Origin of the sequence: Alysiella sp. (genome assembly GCF_030525755.1) — a bacterium.
Lineage (GTDB): Bacteria > Pseudomonadota > Gammaproteobacteria > Burkholderiales > Neisseriaceae > Simonsiella.
Window position 1 is genome coordinate 74177 of record NZ_JAUNEC010000003.1, and the last position, 23057, is coordinate 97233.

Consider the following 23057-nt stretch of genomic DNA (forward strand, 5'->3'; position numbering starts at 1 on the left):
ACACTTGTCTGATGTTTGAATGGACTGACCCTAATTTCAATATGATTTGTATGTTTAGATGATGCATACGCTTTGAATTGCATGCTAAATACTGGAGTTTTGTAAAGGTTTCAGCCTATGAATTTTGTGAAACCCATTTCAGAACCTGTATTCATCATCTATTAAGATTTGATAAATGCGGGTTTTTTATTCTGTTGTATTTGCTAAATTTGCCAATACATTGACCAACCATTGCCAAAAAAGCTCAACAGATTCAATGTTTACCCGTTCATCGGGAGAATGGGGCATTTCAATGGTTGGACCAAATGAAGCCATTTGCCAATGTGGATAATGTGTTGCCAAGATGCCACATTCCAAGCCAGCGTGTATCACTTTGATTTCGGGTGTTTTGCCCAATAATTTTTCGCCTTCTTGTATCAATAGGCGAGTAATGGGTGAGCCCGCAATGGGTTGCCAACCTGTGTATGTGCCACTCAATTCCCCTGTACCACCCGCTAATTCAAACAAATCTTTCAGTCGGCTTGCCAAATCATCGCGGGCAAAATCATTTTGTGAACGCAGTAAATAATGTACATTCAGGCTGCCTGAAACACATTGGGCTTTTGCCAAATTACCCGATGTTTCTACTAATCCAGCAATTTCTGGATTCATGCTGTCCACGCCATTGGGGGCAACAGATAAAGTTTGCAAAATGGTTTGTTGGCAATCATGTGTCCACACTTGTTCAGGCAGCTTGCTGCTTTCCAAAGCCACAATCATGTTTTGGTCTTCTTTGTTTAACGTGGCACGGATTTTTAATGTTAATTCATTGATTTGATTTTCTAAAACTGAAAAATCGCTTGTGCTGGTAAACACTGCTTCGGCTTCTCGAGGGATAGCGTTTCGCAATGTGCCACCTTGCAAATCAGCGATTTGAATAGCATGACTTTTGTGCAGCGTACGCAAAATTTGCACCATAATTTTGATGGCATTACCACGTTGTTTCACAATGTCTATACCCGAATGTCCGCCTTTTAAACCGCGTATGGTTAAGCGATAAGGGCTGCCTGAAATAATTTGTGTGCTGTTAATGGGTAAGCTAAATGTACCGTCTATGCCGCCTGCGCAACCAATGCAAATCTCACCCAAATCTTCTGTATCCAAATTCAATAAGATTGAGCCTTTTAGCCAGCCGCCTTGCAAACCTTTTGCGCCGTCCATGCCTGTTTCTTCGGTGGCGGTAAATAGGGCTTCAATTTCACCGTGTTCAATATTGTTTGCCGCCAAAACCGCCAAAGTCGCCGCTGCACCTATGCCATTGTCTGCACCCAAAGTGGTGCCACGTGCATACACCCAACCGTCTTGAACATAAGGTTGAATGGGGTCGCGTAAAAAATCGTGGGTGCTGTCGTGATTTTTTTGTGCCACCATGTCCAAATGGCTTTGCAAAATCACGCAAGGCAGATGTTCTTTGCCGCGTGTTGCGGGCTTGCGTACCAAAACATTGCCCACCGCATCGCGTTCTGCGTGTAAACCCAAACGCTGGGCTTCGTCCAACACAAATTGTTGTACGGCTGTTTCATGATGACTGGGGCGTGGAATGCGACAAAGTTGCGAAAAATAATGCCAAACAGTTTGAGGGTAAAGTTGTGAAAGAGGCATGGTATTTGTCCTGATTTGAAGTGAAATGGGTATTTTACAATATACGGTTGTTGAAAATACATTCGTTTCAAATACAAATGGTACAGCGTTACCAATGTCCTTATGTGCTAGTAGATGTACACGGAGGGTGTTGCCGTTTTGTCCGTGTTAATTTGAAACAACCATAACAGGCTGCCAGAAATACCATGTAGGGCATGGTTGTTAAATAAATCTACTTTATATTTTATGATGCATTTCATTAAATTCTAAAATAATTTAATAAATTCAAATTATTAAATTATTTTTCTGACACTATTCATTTATTTTTAAAAATCAAATTTTTGAAATAAAATAATAAAATTATTAATCAATCTAACTGTTGTTTAAAATAATTAGAACTTGATTGTCAATGTAGTTGATATTAAACTTATCTTATCTGAACTCAAAGGCTGCCTGAAAAGGTGGTATAAGCGATTACCTTCAAATCATTAGGAGTAAAAAAATGACTTACAAAAACCGTTGGCAAACTGTCAAAGTAAATGTGGAAAACCAAATTGCATGGGTGGCTTTAAATCGACCCGACAAACGCAATGCCATGAGTCCAACTTTAAACCGCGAAATGGCAGATGTGTTGGAAGTTTTGGAGCAAGATGCCGATGTGGGTGTGGTGGTTATTACAGGCGAAGGCAGTGCGTGGACTGCTGGAATGGATTTAAAAGAGTATTTCCGTGAAACCGATGGACTGCCTGAAATTGCACAAGAAAAAGCACGCCGTGAAGCGTGTAAATGGCAATGGCAGTTGCTGCGTTTTTACAGCAAACCGACCATTGCCATGGTAAACGGTTGGTGTTTTGGCGGTGCGTTCTCGCCTTTGGTGGCTTGTGATTTGGCGATTGCGGCAGATGAAGCGGTGTTTGGTTTGTCGGAAATCAACTGGGGCATTCCACCTGGTAACTTAGTTAGCAAAGCGATGGCAGATACAGTAGGTCATCGTCAATCTTTGTATTACATCATGACGGGCGAAACATTCAATGGCAAACAGGCCGCCCAAATGGGTTTGGTGAATAAAAGCGTGCCTTTGGCGCAATTGCGTGATGAAGTGGAAAAATTGTGCAAAACACTGTTGGAGAAAAATCCTGTGGTGTTGCGTTATGCGAAAAACGGTTTCAAACGTTGCCGTGAGCTGACTTGGGAACAAAACGAGGATTATTTGTACGCCAAACTGGACCAATGTTTGCATCGTGACCCAGAAGGCGGTCGTGCAGAAGGTATGCGTCAATTTTTGGACGAAAAATCCATTAAACCTGGCTTGCAAACTTATAAGCGTTAAGATGCAGGCAGCCTGAAAAGCAAAATTTCAGTCTGTACGAAATTTAGGCTACATGCCATCTGTTTCGTTTTGCAAATGATTGATTACCCACTATTTCAGTTTTGTTTTCAGGCTGCCTGAAAGCCGTCCAACCCCTTTCAGGCAGCCTGCATAAGGAGTTTCATCATGAACCAAGTTCAACTTTTGATTAACGGTCAATCGCGTCCCGCTATCGAGGGTGCAACCTTTACTCGCGTTTCGCCGCTGGACGGACAGGTGGTCAGCACTGCAGCCGCTGCCAAAGCCGCTGATGCGGTGGCAGCCGTGGAAGCAGCAGCCAAAGCGTTTCCGATTTGGTCGGCTTTGCCCCCTAGCGAAAAACGTTTGCGTTTGCTTAAAGCTGCAGATTTGTTGGCTTCACGCGCTGGGCAGTTTGCTGAAATTGGTATGGCGGAAATGGGCTCAAGTGGTGCATGGTATGGTTTTAATGTGATGTTGGCGGCGAATATGTTGCGCGATGCGGCAGGTATGGTTACGCAGATTCAGGGCAATGTGATTCCGAGCGAACACACCGACCGCCTTGCGATGGCGGTACGCGTGCCATGCGGTGTGGTGGTGGGCATGGCACCTTGGAATGCGCCTGTGATTTTGGCAACCCGTGCGCTTGCCATGCCTCTGGCGTGTGGTAACACGGTGGTATTGAAAGCATCGGAAACTTGTCCTGCCACACACGAATTATTGGTCAAAACTTTGAATGAAGCAGGTTTGGGCGAGGGTGTGGTGAATTTGGTAACACACAGCGCACAAGATGCGCCCGAAGTGGTGGAAGCTTTGATTGCACATCCTGCTGTTCGCCGTGTGAATTTCACGGGCTCAACCCACGTTGGCAAAATCATCGCCAAAAAATGTGCTGAATATTTGAAACCTGTGGTGTTGGAGTTGGGTGGTAAAGCTCCTGTGATTGTGTGTGAAGATGCAGACTTGGACGAGGCTGCCAATGCGATTGCTTTTGGTGCGTTCTTCAATCAAGGGCAAATTTGCATGAGTACCGAGCGCATTTTGGCAAACGAAAAAATCGCCGATGCTTTGATTGACAAATTGGCGGCGAAAATCAACAGCTTCAAAACGGGCGACCCACGCGAACAGGTTCATATTGCCCATGTGGAAAGCCAACGTGCTGCCGAACGCATTATGAGTTTGGTAAAAGATGCCGAAGAAAAAGGTGCAAAGGCGATTGCACCTTACTCGGTAAACGGCACGGCAATCGGCCCTGTGTTGTTAGACGGTATCCAACCCGATATGCGTTTGTACACCGAAGAATCGTTTGGTCCTGTTTGCACTTTAGAGCGCGTGCAATCCGATGATGAGGCGGTGGAGAAGGTTAATGCTTCCGAATTTGGTTTGTCTTCTGCCGTGTTCAGTCGCGATATTCAACGTGCGATGAACATTGCCAAACGTTTGCAAACAGGCATCTGCCACATCAACGCCGCAACGGTGGACGATGAAGCACCTATGCCATTTGGAGGCACCAAAGACAGCGGTTACGGTCGTTTCGGCAGCCAAGCATCCATCAATGAATTTACTGAATTGCGTTGGATTACCGTGCAGCAGCACAAGCATTATCCGATTTAAAGCTAGGCTTTGAGGCTGCCTGAAACTTAATCTCAAACTGCCATTTCAGGCAGCCTACACCCTCAAAAATGCCACATAAAAAGGAAAACCACATGACTGCCACAAAACGCGATTACCCCGAACGAGCCGTCAGACTCGGTGGACACGCGATTGACGTGCGCCAAGACGGTGGCACGTTCTACATCACACCCAAAGAAGCCTTAAAACCCTATCCGCAAATTTTGGCGGAACGGCTGTACGAAAATGCTGAGAAATACCCTGATCGCCTGTTTGTTGCTCATCGTGCTCAATCGGGTGAATGGGAAGGTTACACTTATGCGCAAACTTTGCAAGCCGCACGCAATATCGCCCAAGCCTTATTGCCCTATCAATTAACTGCTGACAAGCCCTTGATGATTTTGTCAGAAAACAGCATGGCATCTTTCCTGCTCAATTTTGGTGCCATGTTGGCAGGTGCACCTTATGCCTTTATTGCGCCTGCTTATTCTTTACTCGCACAAACACCCGACAAGCTGCAATATGTGATTGAAAAACTGACCCCAGGCGTGTTTTTTGCTGGCGATGGCAAAGGTTTCAGACGACATTTGGAAGCGTGCGGACAGTTGGGTAAACCCATTATCACCACCACAGGTGATTTAGACGGACATGGCTGCCTGAAATTCCAAGACTTTTTGGACACAACAGCCACTGATGCAGTTGAAGACAATTTAAAAAACGTTACCACTGATAGCATCGCCAAATTCATGTTCACATCAGGCTCCACCGCCTTACCTAAAATCGTGCCAACCACGCACAAAATGTTGTGCAGCAACCAGCAAATGTTGCGTCAAACGCTGGCACAATTGGAAGATGAACCCCCCGTTTTATTGGATTGGTTAAGCTGGCATCACACTTTCGGTGGCAGCCATAATATGGGCATCGCGCTTTATAACGCAGGCACATTCTACATTGATGACGGTCGCCCCACGCCCGACCGCTTTGCTGAAACCATACGCAATCTGCACGACATTTCGCCTACCATGTATTTCAATGTACCTATTGGTTGGGCGGCATTGGCAAATGCGCTGCAAGACGATGCTGCGTTGCGCGAAACTTTTTTCAAGCGCGTGAAACTGTTTTTCTTTGGTGGCGCAAGCCTGTCACAAGATTTGTGGCAAAAACTGTCCGACATCAGCTATGCCCACTGCGGCGAAAAAATCCGCATTATGGCAGGCTTAGGTATGACCGAAACCTCGCCATCTTGTACTTTCACCACAGGTCCTGCCAATTTGGAAGCGGGTTTTGTCGGCTTTCCAGCTCCAGGTTGCGAAGTGAAACTTGTGCCTGTGCAAGACAAATTGGAATTGCGCGTACGCGGCCCACACGTCATGCAAGGCTATTGGCGACACGAGGACGGTCGTGCTAATTTTGATGAAGAAGGCTTTTATTGCACAGGAGATGGTGTGCGTTTGCTCAACCCCGACAATATTGAAGATGGTTTGGTTTATGACGGTCGTATCGCCGAAGATTTCAAATTGTTCACAGGCACGTTTGTGAATGTGGGTGAATTGCGTTCGCGCATTTTGATTGCAGGTAATGAATTGATTGAAGACGTGGTTTTGGTGGGTGAGGGCAAAGACGAAATCGGCGCGCTGGTGTTTGCCAAACCCACAGTAACACGCCGTATGGCGAAAATGCCTGATGCCGATTGGTCAGACGTGTTGCGCCAAACCGATGTACAAAACTGGTTCGCCAACTTTGCTGACAAAATCAATGAAGGCTATACCGCCAGCTCCAAACGCATTGCCCGTTTCTATTTAATGGAACGCGCCGCTGACGTAGGCATAGGTGAAAAAACCGACAAAGGCACACTCAACCAACGCAAATTGCGCCAAAACCGCAGCGTGGAAATTGAAGCCTTGTATGACGATAATCGTGAAGATGCATTGAGGTTTAAGGCTGCCTGAAAGCCTTTTACCTGTATTTTCGCAGCGACACATAAAGATTGTCGTCAATTTTCAAATTCAGGCAGCCTGAAAAAACAACCCACACACGGGAGAACCACCATGAGCTTTATCCCCGATAACAACCCTGCACTCAAAGCCCACGCACGCATCACATTGACCATTTGCTTTCTGCTTGCCCTAATGGAAGGCTTTGACTTGCAATCTATGGGTGTTGCCGCGCCCATGATGAAAGAAGCCTTTCAACTTGACCCCAAACAACTGGGTTGGGCATTTTCTGCCGCCACACTCGGCACGCTGCCTGGTGCGCTGTTGGCAGGCAAACTTGCTGATATGTACGGTCGTAAGCCCATTCTCATCATCAACACGGTTTTATTTGGCATCATGTCGGTGCTGACTGCCCACGCTGAATCGTTCCTTTTGCTTTTGGTGGCACGTTTCTTGACAGGCTTGGGTTTGGGTGGCGCATTACCAATTTTGATTACCATGGCAACCGAAGCCGTGAACCCAAAATGGCGTGGTACAGCGGTGAGCATCATGTATTGCGGTGTACCCGCAGGCGGCATTCTCACATCATTGGTCGTTATTTCTATGGCAAAACAGTTTGGCTGGGAATCCATTTTCTATGTTGGTGGTTTCGCACCGCTGCTGCTCGTCCCCGTGATTTGGTTTTGGCTGCCTGAAAGCCGTGCCTATTTGCAAAGTAAACTAGAAGCCGAACAACAAAAATTCTCAATTCCACATATTTTGTTTGGTGAAGGTCGTTTATTCGGTTCAATCCAACTTTGGGTCAGTTTTTTCTGCACGCTGATTGTGTTGTACGTTCTGCTCAACTGGTTGCCAACCCTGTTTGCAGGCAAAAATTTCAGCCGTGAAGAAATTAATTATGTGCAAATCGGTTTCAATGTAGGTGGTGCAATCGGCACATTGGGCTTGGGCTTCTTAATGGACAAACTGAACATCAAAGGCGTGGTTGCCCTGATTTACGCAGGCATGTTGGCTTCCCTGTTTGCCTTGTCATCTGGCACCGAATTAGGCGCAATCATCGCTGCCGCCACCGCCTGCGGCATCTTCATCATCGGCGGACAAGGTACACTCTACGCATTGGCAGGTATGTTCTACCCATCAGCTATTCGCGGCACAGGCGTGGGCACAGCGGTTGCCGTTGGGAGACTGGGTTCCTTCTCGGGACCAATTTTGGCGGGTTTGATTTTGGCAGGCAGCAAAGACAGTGGTGCCGTGATTTCTGCCGCCATTCCCGTGATTGCCATTGCTTTTGTCAGTGCGTTCATTTTGGTCATGCGTTTCAAGAAAAACAGTGAGCGCCAAGCGACTTAACCAAACGCAGGCTGCCTGAAAAGTCCATCAAATGACTTTCAGGCAGCCTACGTCCAAAATCCGCTACAATTTGCCTTTTTGACCCAAAGAGAACACGATGAACACCAGCTTGGAACAATACGCCGAATCCGCACCCACCGTCAGCTACAATCTCGGTCGTCTAGACCGCTTGGTGCATCAGCAACTGGGTGATGCACTGGGTAAAGTCGGCATCAGCGTACCGCAATTTACCATGTTGTCCAATCTGTATCAGCGCGGGGCAACAGCCAACGCCACACTTGCCGCACGTTCTTTTATTTCGCCACAGGCAGCCAATCAAATTGTCAAAGTGATGGAACAACAAGGCTGGGTGCAAAAACACAATGACCCCAATCATGGACGTTTGGTGCTGATTGAATTAACAGATGAAGGACGCGAACTGTATCGCCGTTGCGCCGAACAAGCAGCAGCGTTTGAACAAAAAATGTTGGACGGTTTGCCGCCTGAAACCGTGATTATGCTGAAAGCAACTTTGAAAAGATTGTTGGACAATCTGCGGAGGTAATGTTTTCAGGCAGCCTGAAAACCTGAACTAACTCAACTACAAGGATAACCCCATGCTTGGACTTTCTGTCGCCCTAATTAGTTTACTGTTGTTGGCATATTTTTCTGCTCCTTGGTGGTTGTGGCTCATCAACTCGCTGCTGTGGGCGGCGGTGGGCTGGTTTGCGCCGTGGTTTACGGTGTTGTGGATTGCGACCTTGATGGTATGGCAGATTGCACCCTTGCGCCGCGTTTTGATAAGCAATCCTGCGTTTAAGGTGTTCAAAAACATTTTGCCACCGCTTTCTACCACAGAACAGGCAGCGATTGATGCAGGTACGGTTTGGTGGGATGCAGAAATTTTCAATGGTAAACCCGATTGGGATAAATTGTCTGCCTACCGCGACCCACAATTGAGCGATGAAGAACAGTCGTTTTTGGATAATGAAACCGAAACGCTGTGTGCGATGTTGGACGATTGGCGGTTTACACATCAGGACAAGGATTTTCCGCCCGAAGTTTGGCAATATGTCAAAGACAAGGGCTTTATTGCGATGATTATTGACAAGCAATATGGCGGCAAACAGTTTTCGCATTACGCCCACGCCAAAGTCGGCAGCAAAATTGCCAGCCGCAGCCCAGCCGCAGCATACATGTTTTTGTTGCCCAATTCGCTCGGACCTGCCGAATTAATCCAACATTACGGCACAGACGAACAGAAAAACTACTATCTGCCACGTTTGGCAAAAGGCATTGATGTGCCATGTTTCGCGCTGACCAGTCCATGGGCAGGCTCGGACGCAGGCACAATTCCTGATACAGGCATCGTGTGCTACGGCAGCTACACCGACCCACGCGATGGCTCACATCATGAAAACGTATTGGGCATACGCGTGAGCTTTGAAAAACGCTGGATTACCATGGCACCGATTGCCACAGTTATCGGTTTAGCATTCAAATTGCGTGACCCCGAAGGGCTACTCGGCGGTAAAGAAAACATCGGCATTACTTGTGCGTTATTGCCAACTGCACTAGCAGGCTTGCATCACCAACGCCGTCATTACCCAAACCAAACACCGTTTTGGAATGGTCCCGTTTGGGGCAAAGACATTTTCTTTCCTTTGGAATGGATTATTGGCGGACGCGATTTTGCGGGACAAGGCTGGCGCATGTTAATGGAATGTTTGTCCATCGGTCGTTGCATTTCTTTGCCATCACAAGCGGTCGGCAACGCCAAACATGCAGCTTGGACAACGTCTGCTTGGGTAGGCATACGCCAACAATTTGGTTTACCGATTGGCGAATTTGAAGGCGTGGCAGATGCATTGGCACGCATCGGTGGACACACTTACCAAATGGAAGCCACACAAGATTTGGCACTCACAGGCTTGGATTTAGGCGAAAATCCGTCCGTCATCTCCGCCATGGTTAAATTCAACAATACCGAACGCTTGCGTAAAGTCATCAATGATGCCATGGACATTCACGGTGGTCGCGCCGTAGTGGCTGGGCCACGCAACTACTTGACTTCTATGTATAATGCCGTACCGATTGGCATCACGGTGGAAGGTGCAAACATTCTTACACGCAGCCTGATGATTTTTGGACAAGGCGCGTTCCGTTGCCACAATCACGTTTTAAGCGAAATCAAAGCCTTGCAAACAAACGACACAGTCGCCTTTGATGCCGCATTCAGGCAGCACATCGCACAATCCGCTCGCAACGCCACACGCAGCTTCTTGCTCGGTTTCAGCAATGGTGCAATGGGCTGGTATAGCAAAGGTGATTTGGCATACATTTGTCGCCGCATCAACCGTCTATCTGCTGCTTTTGCCTTTACTGCTGATGTTGCCATGCTCACACTTGGCGGCGAACTCAAACGCCGTGAAAGCCTGTCGGGACGCTTGGCAGATGTGTTCTCCAATCTCTACATTGCTTCTGCTGTGGTTAAACGTTACCAACGCGAAGGCTACCTGAAAGACGATTTACCTTTGGCAAAATGGGCAGCGGAACAGGCCCTGTTTGAAGCCGAAACCGCATTAGACGATTTAATCCGCAATTTGCCTAACCGTTTGATTGCAGGCAGCCTGCGTCTCATCACGCTGCCGACAGGTCGCCGCAACCGCGCACCGTCCGATGCACTCGCTCATCAAGTTGCTGCTCTGATGCGTGAGCATGGCGACCGTCTTGAACGTCTATGCCGTTTCCATTTCGTGCCACAAGCTGAACCCGAAAACTTCAGTGAACCACTTGCCGCCTTGCAGCCTGCATTGGTAGCTGTGCGCCACAGCAGTCGCTTGGAACAAACCCTGCGCCGTGCTGAAGCCAAAGGACAACTTACTGCTGAAACCCCAGATGCACGCATCAGTGAAGCTACAGAAAAAGGCATCATCAGCCCAGAAGAAGCCGAACAACTGCGTTATTGTCGTTATTTGGTCAAATTGGCGATTACGGTGGACGATTTTGACATGGCTTTAAAAGAAGCCAATCAGGATATTTTTGCAACACGGGTGTATTAAGCCAAATGGGGGTGCAGTAAATGGCACCCCATTTATTTTCAGGCAGCCTGAAATGAAATTATCACATTCATCGTTGTGAAATGGTGGGTGCTTGCACCTACCACGAGATAAATTTTTTAAAGCAAATGGTTAATTTTTTTTCTTATTCCGATTAAGCGTTAATTTATGCTATAATCTGTAAACGGAGTAACGTTATCCCTGCATAACGTTATCCTTTTTATTTTTAATACAAGGATTTAAGTTATGAAAAAAATCATTTTAGCCAGCGCAATGTTGGCATACTCTTTTGTTGCATTCGCAGACAATTCAATCACAACCAACAATCCCAACTTTACGGGTTTCGGTGTGGGTGCCACTTTGGGCATGAGTAAATACACCGATAAAGACCCAACAGGCATTGATTTCAAAAATATTACTGATGCACACTTGGTGGCATCATACGGTTTTGGCTATGGCAACAGCGATTTTGTGGGGCAAATTGAAGCCAATGTTAAATTAAATCGCGGTACGGTTGCCACATGGGACGAGGGGCTAGGCAGCAATCAAATCCGAAGTGAACGCGGTACGGCTTATGTGCAAGGCTACCGTGTTACGCCTGATTTGATGCCCTATGTTAAATTGGGTTATTTGCACACGCAAACGCGCACAAACAGCGGTTATACCCGAACTTGGCGTGGTGTGGTTTATGGTGTGGGTGTGAAATACGCAGCAACACGTCATATTGAAGTGGGGGCAGAATATGCGAATGTGCGTTTTGCAGATGACAATAAAAACCGCCGCAATGGTTTTAATGTGGGTGCAACTTATCGTTTTTGATGTGTGAACATTTATCAATCTGACGAAATTATGGGTTATTAAATTACTCATCAGGCTGTCTGAAAGCAGGGTTTCAGACAGCCTGATTGGTTTATACCAATTTGAACAAGACTTTTCAGAACATCAGCAAAAAATTACAATCTCGTTTTTTTACCCAAAAGTAAACCATGTTAAGTTACCGACACGCCTTCCATGCAGGCAATCATGCCGATGTTTTAAAACACTTTATTTTGTATTTGGTGTTGGACTATTTCAATCAAAAAGACAAAGCCTATTGGTATATTGACACACATTCTGGCGCAGGTTTATACGATTTACGCGGTAAGGAAGCACAAAAAGTGGGGGAGTACCGCGATGGTATTGCCCGATTGCAAAACGCCAATAAGCTGCCTGAAAAATTAGCGGATTTTCTCAATCACTTTAACACCATGCTGCCTGAAAAACACCTGTATGCAGGTTCGCCATTTTGGGCGCAATCGCTGCTGCGTGCGACAGACAAAATGCGTTTATTTGAATTGCATTCAACAGATTTCCCTTTATTATTAAACAATTTGCGCGAATTAAAATTGGGCAAACAAGCCCAAATCAAACAAGAAGATGGCTTTACAGGTTTAATCTCTTTATTACCACCACCGCCACGCCGTGCTGTGGTGTTGATTGACCCACCTTATGAACAAAAACAAGATTATGTGCGTGTGGTGCAAACCATAAAAGACAGTTTGAAGCGTTTTGAATCAGGCTGTTATATGATTTGGTATCCCTGTTTAAGCCGTGAAGAAAGCCGTACGCTGCCTGAAAAACTGCAAAAACTGCTGCCTGAAAATTATTTGCGTGTTGAATTACACGTTCACGCCCCCCGTGCAGACGGTTTTGGTATGCATGGCAGCGGTATGTTTGTGTTCAATCCTCCTTATTTATTGACAAAACAGTTGCAAGAAACGTTGCCTGAAATCACGCATTTACTCGCGCAAGATGATGATGCACGTTTTGTGTTGGATTATCAAATAAAGTGAATGATTGCTTGAAAGAGGCTTCCTGTGGAACTATGGTTGTTTCAAATTAAAATAGAACAAGGCGACAATGCCTGCCCTGCTCACTTACCATAATTGAGGCTTTGACTGTATGGTATTTTTCCTTACCTGAATAATTTAAATGTTGTTTTTTCAGGACAACAAACGCACATTTTTGTGGCATCAAGTAAAACTGTTTCATTATGTTCAATATCTTTGCCTGAAAGATGAAAACCGTTTTTCACCAATATCTCTGCTGCCCATTTATTTCTGCGAATTAAATTACTTTCATGTATGCCAAAATCAGCTGTAATTTGTTCGTAAGTGTGCAAGGAGCTATTGACAATTTGGGCATACGTCCACCACGTTTATGTATTTAAACGTAAGCTTCTTGGAAAATGTGTAGCATATGTGCAGATGTATTTCTTTACACACCACCAACCAATCTTTTAAATTTAACATTTGTAAGACTTTTACTGGATTCGTAATTCATTCAAATCTTTTAACAGTTCGTGGGTTTCGCAGGAAGTCTAATGCAACAAAAAATCCAAATTATGCTGCCTGAATTGATTTTCGCAATAAAGTGATGAGTTCATCTTTGGCGGCAAGTTCGCGGTCTTTTTGGGCGAGCAGTTCGTCTTTGTGTTGAATCATCAATTTGAGTTTTTCAATTTCGTGATTTAAATCATTGGCAGTCGCATAAATGGAAATCGGGCTGTTATTATCCCCACTTGTAATGTCATTCATCAGTTGGATAACCAGTCCTTTATCATTTTTAATTAAATCAGATACATCAATTTTAAAAATATTCGCAATTTGTTGTAATCGTTCTATGTTTGGTGAATTTTCACCGCGTTCAATTTTGGCATAACCACTTGCCGACATTGCCAATTTTTCCGCCATTTCTTCTTGTGTGAATTGATTTAATTCGCGCATGGTACGGATTTTTTCGTGGGTTTCCATGATTTTGTCCTTACAGTTCAAAAACTGCCTTTTTAGTAACTGGTTTAAATGGTTAATTTAAGTAAAATTATTTAACCGAAACGCTATTTTAAGCGAAGTAAGTAAGAAATCCCACTTTTTTATTTTTGATAAGGAAATATCTATGAAATTAAATCAGTTAGCTGTATTGACCAGCATTTCTTTATTATTGGCTGCTTGTGCATCTGGCAGTTATCAATGGCACAAAAATGGTGTTTCAGTTCACGATACCGATAGCCAAATCAGCAAATGTAAGTATGATATTGATATGGCAAGAGATGTTTCTACTGAAAAAGCAAAAGCCATGCTGACAAATTGCATGCAAAAAGAAGGTTATCGTTGGGTTTATCGCTAAATCATCATTCAGGCAGCTTAAAAATCGTATTTTAATACTGCCTTTTTTATGGAAGCAATTATGAATAATGTCAAAAAAGGTGTTTTAGGAACAATCGGTGCAGGTTGTTTAGCAGTAGGTGGATTTTTTTGGGATAACGGTGGCAAAGATGTTGCAAAAGATATGACCCAAACCGCCATCAATCATGCAGCACCTGAAATCAAGGCATTGATACCCGAACCTTTAAAAGCAGGTTTGTCAAACAACGAAATCAGCCCCGAAAAAAGTAATGAATTTCAAACGGCTTATGAGCAATGTCATGAACAAACTGCCAACAATCCCAAAATCAATTTATCAAATGTTGTAGCGGTGTATGATGCCAATATTACTTGCTTACTTGTTCAAAAAAATCAAGGCGCAACACTTGATAAAATAGCCGAGAGTAATTCTGAATTAAAACAAACATTAGCCGAAATTCGTCAGAAACTTTCTTCAACTCCACCATAATCGGAGACAAATATGAAATTGTTTTTAGCCTTTACAACCATAATGGTTTTAACTGCATGTACTTCAAATGATGTCCCTAAACAAAGTAATCGTACCGAAGTTCAAGCTGAATGCGCGAAACATTATGCCCATATCAGCGATGAATTTTCGCGTGGCAGCAAAATCAAATCTTGTATGCGCAATCGTGGTGCTTTGTAATTGGATTTATTGTAACTCAGGCAGCCTGAAAGGATTTCTCCCTTTTTCAGGCTGCCTGAAATTATTTTGTCAATGATTGCCAAATTTCTTGGGCGGTATCATCGGATAAAGTGTAAAAATAGAAATAATCTTCATGTATTTCAATATGTTTTAAATGATTGATAGATGGATTGTCTTGTTTCCATAAAAGCCATTCGCCAAGTGAACGGTTATTTTTCTGCGCCCTCCATTTTTCCAATTGCTGCTTGGCTGATGGCGTGAGATGCAAAATGATGATGTGAATAGGCATCTCTTCCATGTCTTTGGCTGCGCTACCAAAAACGGTTTTTGCGGTTTCCTGTTGCCATTCAATTTTTGAAAAATCATTGTTTTTGAATATGAATTTATCATGGATAAACAAATTGACAGACGGTGGCGTGGGCGCACTTTTTTGGTACATCACCATTTCATCATGTGCCAATTTTGCCCCAAATGGCTTTTCAACCACTTCATGAATTGTCACTTTTTTCTGCAAACGCGAAACCAAGTCATTGAGTTCAGAATACATAACGCCTGTCATTTGAATTTTTCCACCTGCAATGGGTTCGTTGATGCGTGGCGCAGAAATAATATTCTGTCCCAATGTATCTACAAATGCCAGCGTTTTCCCTTTGTGCTGTTGGGTTATGCGATGAAACAAAGCGCGACCGTTTGGGTTCAAGTGAATATTAATGGTGGGGATATTGATATCCGAATCAAAACCTGCGTATATTTTTTTAATATGAAGTTGATTCATCAACGGTTTTTTCTTAATAGTATGGGGAATATTTTGTTCGTGTGTTTGATGATTGGTAAAAGTGTATGACTGATAATGAACACGTTGTTTTTTCGGCACAATATCGGGATTGGTCGCCACGATGCCGATTCTCACATTTTCATTTACTTGGGCGGTTTGGGCATGCGCGAGTGTGATTGCACCAAAGAAAAACAGAAATAGGGATTTTTTCAATAAATTTAACATGATATTTTGCCGTTTTATCTGTTTCAGGCAGCCTGAAAACGAAAAAATCTTTTTAGGCTGCCTGAATTTTTATTTTCACTTATTTCTGATACTGTTTCTTACTGGAAACCTGTTTTTTCTTGCTTTTGCCACCGCTATTACGCGCTTTTTCATCTTTGCGCCCTTCGCGTTTGGCAATGCGGTTACTCAAACTCACACGTCTCAACGGTTTGTTTTTCACTTCTTTTGCCGTTTCTTCATACGGATTTTCGCTCACATTATACTGAATCCGCAATGGCGTTCCCTGTAAATTGAACGCCTTACGGAAAGTCTGCGTCAGGTAGCGCGTGTAGCTGTCGCCAATCGCGTGCAAAGAATTGCCGTGTATCACAATCACAGGCGGATTGCTGCCGCCTTGGTGGGCATAGCGCATTTTCGGGCGCACCAAACCTGCACGTGGCGGTTGCTGGCGTTCCACAGCCGTTTGCAAAACGCGCGTGATTTTGGGCGTGGGCATTTTGATGAACGCGGCATCGTAGGCAGCCTGAATGCTTTCAAACAAGCCATCAATGCCTTTTTCTTTGAGTGCGGAAATGTAATGAAATTTCGCAAAATCAAGGAAATACAGTTTACGCGCAATATCGCGCTTGATGTCGTTGCGGCGTTCTTCGGAAATGCCGTCCCACTTATTCACGGCAACCACCAATGCGCGTCCTGCTTCCAGCGCGAAACCTGCGATGGTTGCGTCTTGGTCGGCAATGTCCTGTTGCGCGTCCAGCACCAGCACGGCAACATTGGCGGCTTCAATCGCTTGCATGGCTTTAATCACGGAGAATTTTTCCACCGCTTCATCTACTTTGCCGCGTCTGCGCACGCCAGCCGTGTCAATAATCGTGAACGGCTTGTTTTCGCGTTCAAAATCAATGTGTATGCTGTCGCGCGTTGTGCCAGCCATGTCAAACGCAATCACGCGCTCTTCGCCCAAAATCGCATTCACCAACGTGGATTTGCCCACGTTGGGGCGACCGATAATGGCGAAAGTGGGGTGGTGGTTTTCAGGCTGTTCGTCTTCTGCTTCGGGGAATTTTTCCAACACATCTTCAATCAAATGGTAAACGCCATCGCCATGCGCCCCTGAAATCACATGGGGTTCGCCCAAAGCCAATTCGTAAAATTCGGCTGCCAAAACGGGGCGGTTGCCGCCTTCGCCTTTATTGACCGCCAAAAACACGGGGCGCGGACTTTGGCGCAAGCGGTCGGCGATGATTTTGTCTTGTGGGGTCAAGCCAGTGCGCGCGTCCACCAGAAAAATCACGGCATCGGCTTCGTCAATGGCTTGCAGGGTTTGTTTTGCCATTTCGTGCAAAATGCCGCTGTCCACCACAGGCTCAAAACCGCCTGTGTCCACAACCAGATAGGGTTTGCTGCCGACACGTCCGTGTCCATAATGGCGGTCGCGCGTTAAACCTGGCAGGTCGTGAACGAGGGCGTCTTTGGTGCGCGTTAAGCGGTTGAATAAGGTGGATTTGCCGACATTGGGTCTGCCAACTAGGGCGATGGTTGGTTTCATGTTTTTGCTTTCTCTGTTTCAGGCTGCCTGAAAGGACTGTGCGTAGGGTGCAACAAGTTGGCACCCTACATTTCCACATTTCAGGCAGCAAGCAGGTGTATTTGAACATACACAAAATTCATCAAAATATTTTCAGGCAGCCTGAAAAGGGTAGGCTGCCTGAAAATCGGTTTTTATTTCATTATTTTAGCATAAATTTCAATTTCAGGCTGCTTGAGCAATGCTCCATTAAGAAAATTCAATTCGACTGTCCATCTTCCCATTGCAATGCAGGAAAACCCACACACACCGAAAAAATACTGCCAATCGGAAAAATCAAAAAAATCAAAATAAACACAGCCATAGACAGTCGCCGCGACAATTCCGATTTTTGACGCGCACCATGCGCCAAAGCCAAATGTAAACCAATGGGTGTCATCAAAATCATCAATAAAAATAAAAAGTTACCTAAATTAATTTGACTGAATGAGACATCATAAAACAGCAAAAACAGCATAGCCCCCATCATCAGCACATAAAAAATCGCCAAGCCAATGTGGATTTTCATTAAAGACAAATGATTGTCTTGGTAAACTTTATCCCAGTTTTGCATCGTGTTTCTCGCAACAAGCAGGTGTATTTAAAAATATACAAGGTTAATCAAAAAATATTTTCAGGCAACCTGAATTTATGTGGCTGCCTGAAACACAAAACCCATTTATTTTTCAATCATTTTTTTCTTGCCCACGGATAAAAATGTTAATGACATTTTCCAAATGCGTTTGCATTGCCAAACGTGCTGCTACCGCATCACGTTGTTCCAAAGCAGTTAAAATCGCATAGTGTTCTTGTTGTGAACGCATTGCCATATCGCTTGGCGTGTAAAGTCGGCGTAAGGCGGTAAATAATTTGCTGGATTGTTCATTAAGTAATCTTTTTAAAATCAAAGGATAAGCATCATTGCCACAACTTTCCGCAATGCGAATGTGAAACAAGCGGTCGCCATCGTGCGTGGTTGAACCCATGATGTTGTCGGACACATTCATTAAATAGGCCTGTTTGATTGCCAATAACGCATCATTATTCATATTATGAGCGGCAAGAGCGGCGGTTTCTGGTTCAATTAACAAACGGGCTTGCAGTAAAGAAAAAGGGGAAATATCATTTAAATTCAAATCATTGTATTTTGATATGGGATTTTTGACATACACACCACTTCCCATTTTTACTTCAACCCAGCCCGAAACTTCCAGTGCAATAATCGCTTCTCGCACCGAAGTGCGGCTGACATTTAACTGTTTTGCCAAATCACGTTCACTGGGCAGTGTGGTACCGTTTTTCCATTCACCTTTTTGTATTTTTTCGCGTACATAATGGGCGATTTTTTGATATACACGCGGTGTATCAATTTGGTTTACGGTTGTATTTGGCATAATGGTCTAACCTATTATCGGTATGAATAATTTTATTTTTGGTATTTTAAAACACAAATTTTAATTTAACAAGATGATTTTTTTATGATTTTAATTAAATTTTCCAAAAAACTGATGATGTTAATTCATTTTATTGAATGAATTGTACAGACCAGTTGTCAAATGGATTGAATTGGATTAGACTACATTTCATTACATTTGACAACAAGGATTAACATCATGCGTTTAAAAGATAAAATTTGTGTCGTAACCGCCGCAGGGCAAGGCATTGGACGCGCTTCCGCACTCGCCTACGCGCAAGAAGGCGCACAAGTTTGGGCGTTGGACATCAACGAAACCGCCTTGCAATCGCTGAAAGCCGAACACGAGAACATTCACATTCACGCCATCAATTTATTGGAAGCGGAAAAGTTCAGCCAATTCTTTGAAAAATTAGACAAAATTGATGTTTTGTTTAACTGTGCAGGCTGGGTGGCGGCTGGCGATGTGTTGGCAAGCAGCGCACAAGACATGCAAAAATCATGGGATTTAAACGTGATGACCATGTTTCACGCCATTCAAGCGGTCTTACCAAAAATGTTGGCGCAAGGTGGTGGTTCTATCATCAATATGTCGTCCGCCGCGTCCAGCGTGAAAGGTGTTCCCAATCGTTTTGCGTACAGCGTGAGCAAAGCGGCTGTTATTGGTCTGACCAAATCGGTTGCTGCCGACTATGTTACCCAAGGCATTCGTTGCAACGCGATTTGCCCTGGTACGGTGGAATCGCCATCTTTACATGAACGCATAGCCGAGCAAGCCAAAGCGCAAAATAAGACCATTGAAGAAGTGTTTGCCGCATTTGTGGCGCGACAACCCATGGGACGCATTGGTCGGGACAGCGAAATTGCCGCATTAGCCGTTTATTTGGCAAGCGATGAATCGGCTTTCACAACAGGCACTTGCCAAGTGATTGACGGTGGTTGGTCAAATTGAATTTTCAGGCAGCCTGAAACCCAATTTTTCAACACAAACGGTTGCGTTTTACTTATTATTTGGCTTACTTTTTTAAAAAGTAAGTCGCCGCGCGGCGACAGAGCGCACGCCGTAGGTAAATTAAAAAAACCATTTAAATAACAAGGAATAAGCAAATGAAATTACTTCGTTTTGGCGCAAAAGGCGCAGAAAAACCCGCTATTTTGGACGAGCAAGGCAATATCCGCGATTTGTCGTCTGTGGTGGCGGACATCAACGGTTTTGTGTTGGAACACGAATTAGCCAAAATTGGTCAGACCAATTTGGAGATTTTGCCGATTGTGCCAAATGACGTTCGCATTGGCGCGTGTGTGGGCAATGTGGGCAAATTCATCTGCATTGGCTTGAACTATTCCGACCACGCCGCCGAAACCAACTCGCCCATTCCCAAAGAACCGATTATTTTCAACAAATGGACAAGCGCAATCGTGGGCGCAAATGACGATGTAGAAATCCCACGCGGCTCGCAAAAAACGGATTGGGAAGTGGAATTGGGCGTGGTCATTGGCAAAAGCGGTCGCTACATTGACGAAAAAGACGCGATGGATTATGTGGCTGGCTACTGCGTGATTAACGATGTTTCCGAGCGCGAATACCAGTTGGAACGCGGCGGCACTTGGGACAAAGGCAAGGGCAACGACACTTTCGGGCCGATGGGTCCTTACTTGGTAACGAAAGATGAAATCGCCGACCCGCACAATTTACAAATGTGGTTGGAAGTGGACGGCAAGCGTTATCAAAATGGCAATACCAATACCATGATTTTTAAAATTCCTTATTTAATCAGTTATTTAAGCCGTTTTATGAGTTTGCAAGCAGGCGATGTGATTTCCACAGGTACGCCACCAGGGGTGGGTTTGGGACAAAAACCGCCCGTGTATTTGCAAGCGGGTCAGACCATGCGTTTGGGCATTGAGGGCTTGGGCGAACAAACGCAAAAAGTCGTTCAGGCTTAAACAATTTGATTTTTTCAGGCTGCTTGTTGGGTGCAGGCGTTTCAGGCAGCCTGAAAAAAATTTTACCTAAAATCCAGCCTTTTGAAAAATAAGTCATTGAATAAAAATGATAAAAAGTTTAGTGGGTAGCACAATGGAACAGAATGAAAAACGTTCAGCTTATCGCGCAGTAACTGTGTTTCCGATTGTCATTTTGGTGGCTGGTTTATTCGGTATGTTTGTACCTGAGCTTTCTGTGCCCATTAATCCTTATGTGATTTACCTGCTTGGTGTTGTGATGTTCACAATGGGTTTGACGCTGACCACCGAAGATTTAAAAGGTGTTGCCAAAATGCCGTATGCGGTGTTGATTGGTTGCGTGGCGCAATTTTTAATCATGCCATTATTGGGTTGGTTGGTGGCAGTCGCATTGCAACTACCGCCTTTATTGGTTGTGGGCATGGTTTTATTGGGTTCTGCACCAGGTGGTGCATCGTCCAACATTGTGGCTTATTTGGCGCGTGGTAATGTGGCGTTGTCAATTACGATGACAAGCGTTTCCACTTTAATTGCCCCGATTTTAACGCCTGTTTTGGTTTGGCTTTTTGCGGGTAAATATTTGCCAGTTGATTTTTGGGCGATGTTCAAACAAGTTTTGCAAATGGTTTTAGCCCCAGTTGTTTTGGGCATGACCGTTCGCTACTTCCTGCGTGATGTGGTGCAAAAATGTTTGCCTTATATTCCTTGGATTTCCATGTTGGTGCTTTCCATTTTGATTGCAGGGATTATGTCCAAAACAGGCAAAATTTTACAAGGTTCATTGTTACTGATTTTTGTAGCGGTATTTTTACATAACGCATTGGGCTTTTTATTGGGCTATTTCGCAGCAAAATGGGCAAAACTGGACGACAAAGAAAGACGAGCCATTTCCATTGAAGTGGGTATGCAAAACGCAGGTTTAGCAGCAGCACTAGCTCATGCCAATTATGCACCGTTAGCCGTTTTACCCGCAGCAGTCGCAACAATTTGGCACAATATTGCAGGCGCAATTTTGGCATTTTTGTTCAATTTTTTGGAAAAACGAAGTAAAGCCCACATAAAGTAATTTTCAGGCAGCTTGAAAATGATTTATTTATCTGAAATTTAAGGAAAATACCATGACAATCACCATCACCGATATGGAAGTGCTGGATATTCGTTTCCCCACTTCGCAACAACTGGACGGCTCGGACGCGATGAACCCCGACCCCGATTACTCCGCCGCCTATGTGATTTTAAAGACCAATTATTCAGAATTAAATGGTCATGGATTAACATTCACGATTGGGCGTGGTAATGAAATTTGTTGCGCGGCAATTGAAGCCATGCGGCATTTGGTGGTGGGCTTGAATTTAGATGAAGTCAAACAAGCACCTGCACAATTTTGGCGCAAACTCACAGGCGACAGCCAACTGCGTTGGATTGGTCCAGACAAAGGTGCCATGCACTTGGCGGTGGGTGCGGTGGTCAATGCGGTGTGGGATTTGTGGGCGAAAGCGGAAAACAAACCCGTGTGGCGTTTGGTGGCGGATATGTCGCCCGAAGAATTGGTAAATTGCATTGATTTCAGATACTTAACCGATTGCATCGCGCCCGAAGAAGCCCTTGATTTATTAACGAAAGCCGCACAAGGCAAAGCAGAACGCACCGAAATTTTATTGCGTGAAGGCTACCCATGCTACACCACTTCGGCAGGCTGGCTGGGTTACAGCGATGAAAAATTGGCGCGTTTATGCCAAGAAGCGATTGATGAAGGTTTTCAATATGTTAAATTGAAAGTTGGGCAAAATTTGGAAGACGACAAACGCCGTGTTCGCATTGCGCGTGAAATCATTGGCGATGAACGCCATTTGATGATAGACGCAAATCAAGTTTGGGAGCGTCAGCAAGCGATTGATTGGGTTAAGGAATTGGCATTTGCGAAACCTTGGTTTATTGAAGAGCCAACCAGCCCAGACGATGTGGAAGCGCACCGCGCCATTCGTGAAGCGATTGTGCCGATTCAGGTGGCAACTGGCGAAATGTGCCAAAACCGCATGATGTTTAAACAGTTTATCATGCGCGAGGCGATTGACGTGGTGCAAATTGATGCGTGTCGCATGGGGGGCGTGAATGAGGTTTTGGCGGTATTGTTGATGGCGGCAAAATATGGCTTGAAAGTGTGCCCACATGCTGGTGGTGTGGGGCTTTGCGAGTATGTGCAACACTTGTCCATGATTGATTATTTGTGTTTTTCAGGCGACAAATCAGGTCGCGTAACCGAATACGTTGACCATTTACACGAGCATTTTATCCACCCATGTGTGATTGAAAACGCGGCATATATGCCACCCAAAGAAGCGGGTTTTTCTATTGAAATGAAAAACAGTTCATTAAAAGAAT

The 23057-nt window shown here is 44.7% G+C and carries 21 protein-coding genes; 15 read left to right on the plus strand and 6 right to left on the minus strand.

Annotation, left to right across the window (positions count from 1 at the left end):
* Window positions 1-186: 186 nt before the first annotated feature.
* Window positions 187-1641 (minus strand): aminoacyl-histidine dipeptidase, encoded by a 1455-nt coding sequence (locus Q4B82_RS01595; protein ID WP_303064679.1) that lies wholly within the window; start codon window positions 1639-1641, stop codon window positions 187-189.
* A 481-nt stretch (window positions 1642-2122) separates the two neighbouring features.
* On the opposite strand from Q4B82_RS01595, the gene Q4B82_RS01600 reads away from it, so the two are divergent.
* From Q4B82_RS01600 to Q4B82_RS01635, 8 genes are all read left to right on the plus strand, one after another.
* On the plus strand, window positions 2123-2950 hold the full coding sequence (locus tag Q4B82_RS01600) for a p-hydroxycinnamoyl CoA hydratase/lyase (RefSeq protein ID WP_303064680.1): 828 nt from the start codon (window positions 2123-2125) through the stop codon (window positions 2948-2950).
* A gap of 165 nt (window positions 2951-3115) precedes the next feature.
* Entirely contained in the window at window positions 3116-4561 is a 1446-nt protein-coding gene (locus Q4B82_RS01605; protein WP_303064681.1) for an aldehyde dehydrogenase, read from the plus strand.
* Window positions 4562-4653: 92 nt separating this feature from the next.
* The gene (locus tag Q4B82_RS01610) at window positions 4654-6507 is read left to right on the plus strand and encodes a feruloyl-CoA synthase (RefSeq protein WP_303064682.1); all 1854 of its coding nucleotides are present in this window, start codon (window positions 4654-4656) and stop codon (window positions 6505-6507) included.
* 99 nt (window positions 6508-6606) lie between these two features.
* A complete protein-coding gene (gene mhpT / locus Q4B82_RS01615; RefSeq protein WP_303064683.1) occupies window positions 6607-7842 on the plus strand; it encodes a 3-(3-hydroxy-phenyl)propionate transporter MhpT in 1236 nt (411 codons plus the stop codon).
* A gap of 97 nt (window positions 7843-7939) precedes the next feature.
* Complete coding sequence (locus Q4B82_RS01620) at window positions 7940-8386, plus strand: MarR family winged helix-turn-helix transcriptional regulator (RefSeq protein WP_303064684.1); 447 nt, start codon at window positions 7940-7942, stop codon at window positions 8384-8386.
* Window positions 8387-8438: 52 nt separating this feature from the next.
* A complete protein-coding gene (locus Q4B82_RS01625) occupies window positions 8439-10883 on the plus strand; it encodes an acyl-CoA dehydrogenase (RefSeq protein WP_303064685.1) in 2445 nt (814 codons plus the stop codon).
* 243 nt (window positions 10884-11126) lie between these two features.
* A complete protein-coding gene (locus Q4B82_RS01630; protein ID WP_303064686.1) occupies window positions 11127-11699 on the plus strand; it encodes an outer membrane beta-barrel protein in 573 nt (190 codons plus the stop codon).
* A gap of 167 nt (window positions 11700-11866) precedes the next feature.
* Entirely contained in the window at window positions 11867-12712 is an 846-nt protein-coding gene (locus Q4B82_RS01635; RefSeq protein ID WP_303064687.1) for a 23S rRNA (adenine(2030)-N(6))-methyltransferase RlmJ, read from the plus strand.
* A gap of 549 nt (window positions 12713-13261) precedes the next feature.
* On the opposite strand, the gene Q4B82_RS01640 is transcribed toward Q4B82_RS01635, so the two are convergent.
* A complete protein-coding gene (locus Q4B82_RS01640) occupies window positions 13262-13672 on the minus strand; it encodes a helix-turn-helix domain-containing protein (protein WP_303064688.1) in 411 nt (136 codons plus the stop codon).
* Between the two features lie 142 nt (window positions 13673-13814).
* Here Q4B82_RS01640 and Q4B82_RS01645 point away from each other — a divergent pair, with 142 nt between their 5' ends.
* The 3 genes from Q4B82_RS01645 to Q4B82_RS01655 are packed head-to-tail and all read left to right on the plus strand — an operon-like array spanning window position 13815 to window position 14729.
* On the plus strand, window positions 13815-14045 hold the full coding sequence (locus Q4B82_RS01645) for a hypothetical protein (protein ID WP_303064689.1): 231 nt from the start codon (window positions 13815-13817) through the stop codon (window positions 14043-14045).
* A gap of 60 nt (window positions 14046-14105) precedes the next feature.
* Window positions 14106-14531: a hypothetical protein gene (locus Q4B82_RS01650; protein WP_303064690.1), complete on the plus strand. Its 426-nt coding sequence runs from the start codon at window positions 14106-14108 to the stop codon at window positions 14529-14531.
* A 12-nt stretch (window positions 14532-14543) separates the two neighbouring features.
* The gene (locus Q4B82_RS01655; protein ID WP_034295720.1) at window positions 14544-14729 is read left to right on the plus strand and encodes a hypothetical protein; all 186 of its coding nucleotides are present in this window, start codon (window positions 14544-14546) and stop codon (window positions 14727-14729) included.
* Window positions 14730-14790: 61 nt separating this feature from the next.
* On the opposite strand, the gene Q4B82_RS01660 is transcribed toward Q4B82_RS01655, so the two are convergent.
* From Q4B82_RS01660 to Q4B82_RS01675, 4 genes are all read right to left on the minus strand, one after another.
* The gene (locus Q4B82_RS01660; protein ID WP_303064691.1) at window positions 14791-15729 is read right to left on the minus strand and encodes a hypothetical protein; all 939 of its coding nucleotides are present in this window, start codon (window positions 15727-15729) and stop codon (window positions 14791-14793) included.
* Between the two features lie 79 nt (window positions 15730-15808).
* Window positions 15809-17278, minus strand: coding sequence for a ribosome biogenesis GTPase Der (gene der / locus Q4B82_RS01665; RefSeq protein ID WP_303064692.1), 1470 nt, complete (start codon window positions 17276-17278; stop codon window positions 15809-15811).
* Between the two features lie 238 nt (window positions 17279-17516).
* Window positions 17517-17870 carry a hypothetical protein gene (locus tag Q4B82_RS01670; RefSeq protein WP_303064693.1) on the minus strand — a complete coding sequence of 118 codons (354 nt, stop codon included), beginning with the start codon at window positions 17868-17870 and terminating at the stop codon, window positions 17517-17519.
* Window positions 17871-17982: 112 nt separating this feature from the next.
* On the minus strand, window positions 17983-18690 hold the full coding sequence (locus Q4B82_RS01675; protein WP_303064694.1) for a FadR/GntR family transcriptional regulator: 708 nt from the start codon (window positions 18688-18690) through the stop codon (window positions 17983-17985).
* Between the two features lie 219 nt (window positions 18691-18909).
* On the opposite strand from Q4B82_RS01675, the gene Q4B82_RS01680 reads away from it, so the two are divergent.
* The 4 genes from Q4B82_RS01680 to Q4B82_RS01695 form a co-directional block, all read left to right on the plus strand.
* On the plus strand, window positions 18910-19662 hold the full coding sequence (locus Q4B82_RS01680; RefSeq protein ID WP_303064695.1) for an SDR family oxidoreductase: 753 nt from the start codon (window positions 18910-18912) through the stop codon (window positions 19660-19662).
* Between the two features lie 155 nt (window positions 19663-19817).
* Complete coding sequence (locus Q4B82_RS01685) at window positions 19818-20657, plus strand: fumarylacetoacetate hydrolase family protein (protein ID WP_303064696.1); 840 nt, start codon at window positions 19818-19820, stop codon at window positions 20655-20657.
* Window positions 20658-20763: 106 nt separating this feature from the next.
* Window positions 20764-21741 (plus strand): bile acid:sodium symporter family protein, encoded by a 978-nt coding sequence (locus tag Q4B82_RS01690; RefSeq protein ID WP_303064697.1) that lies wholly within the window; start codon window positions 20764-20766, stop codon window positions 21739-21741.
* Window positions 21742-21793: 52 nt separating this feature from the next.
* Window positions 21794-23057 (plus strand): L-fuconate dehydratase (locus Q4B82_RS01695; RefSeq protein WP_303064698.1); only part of this gene is annotated, 1264 nt, incomplete at its 3' end.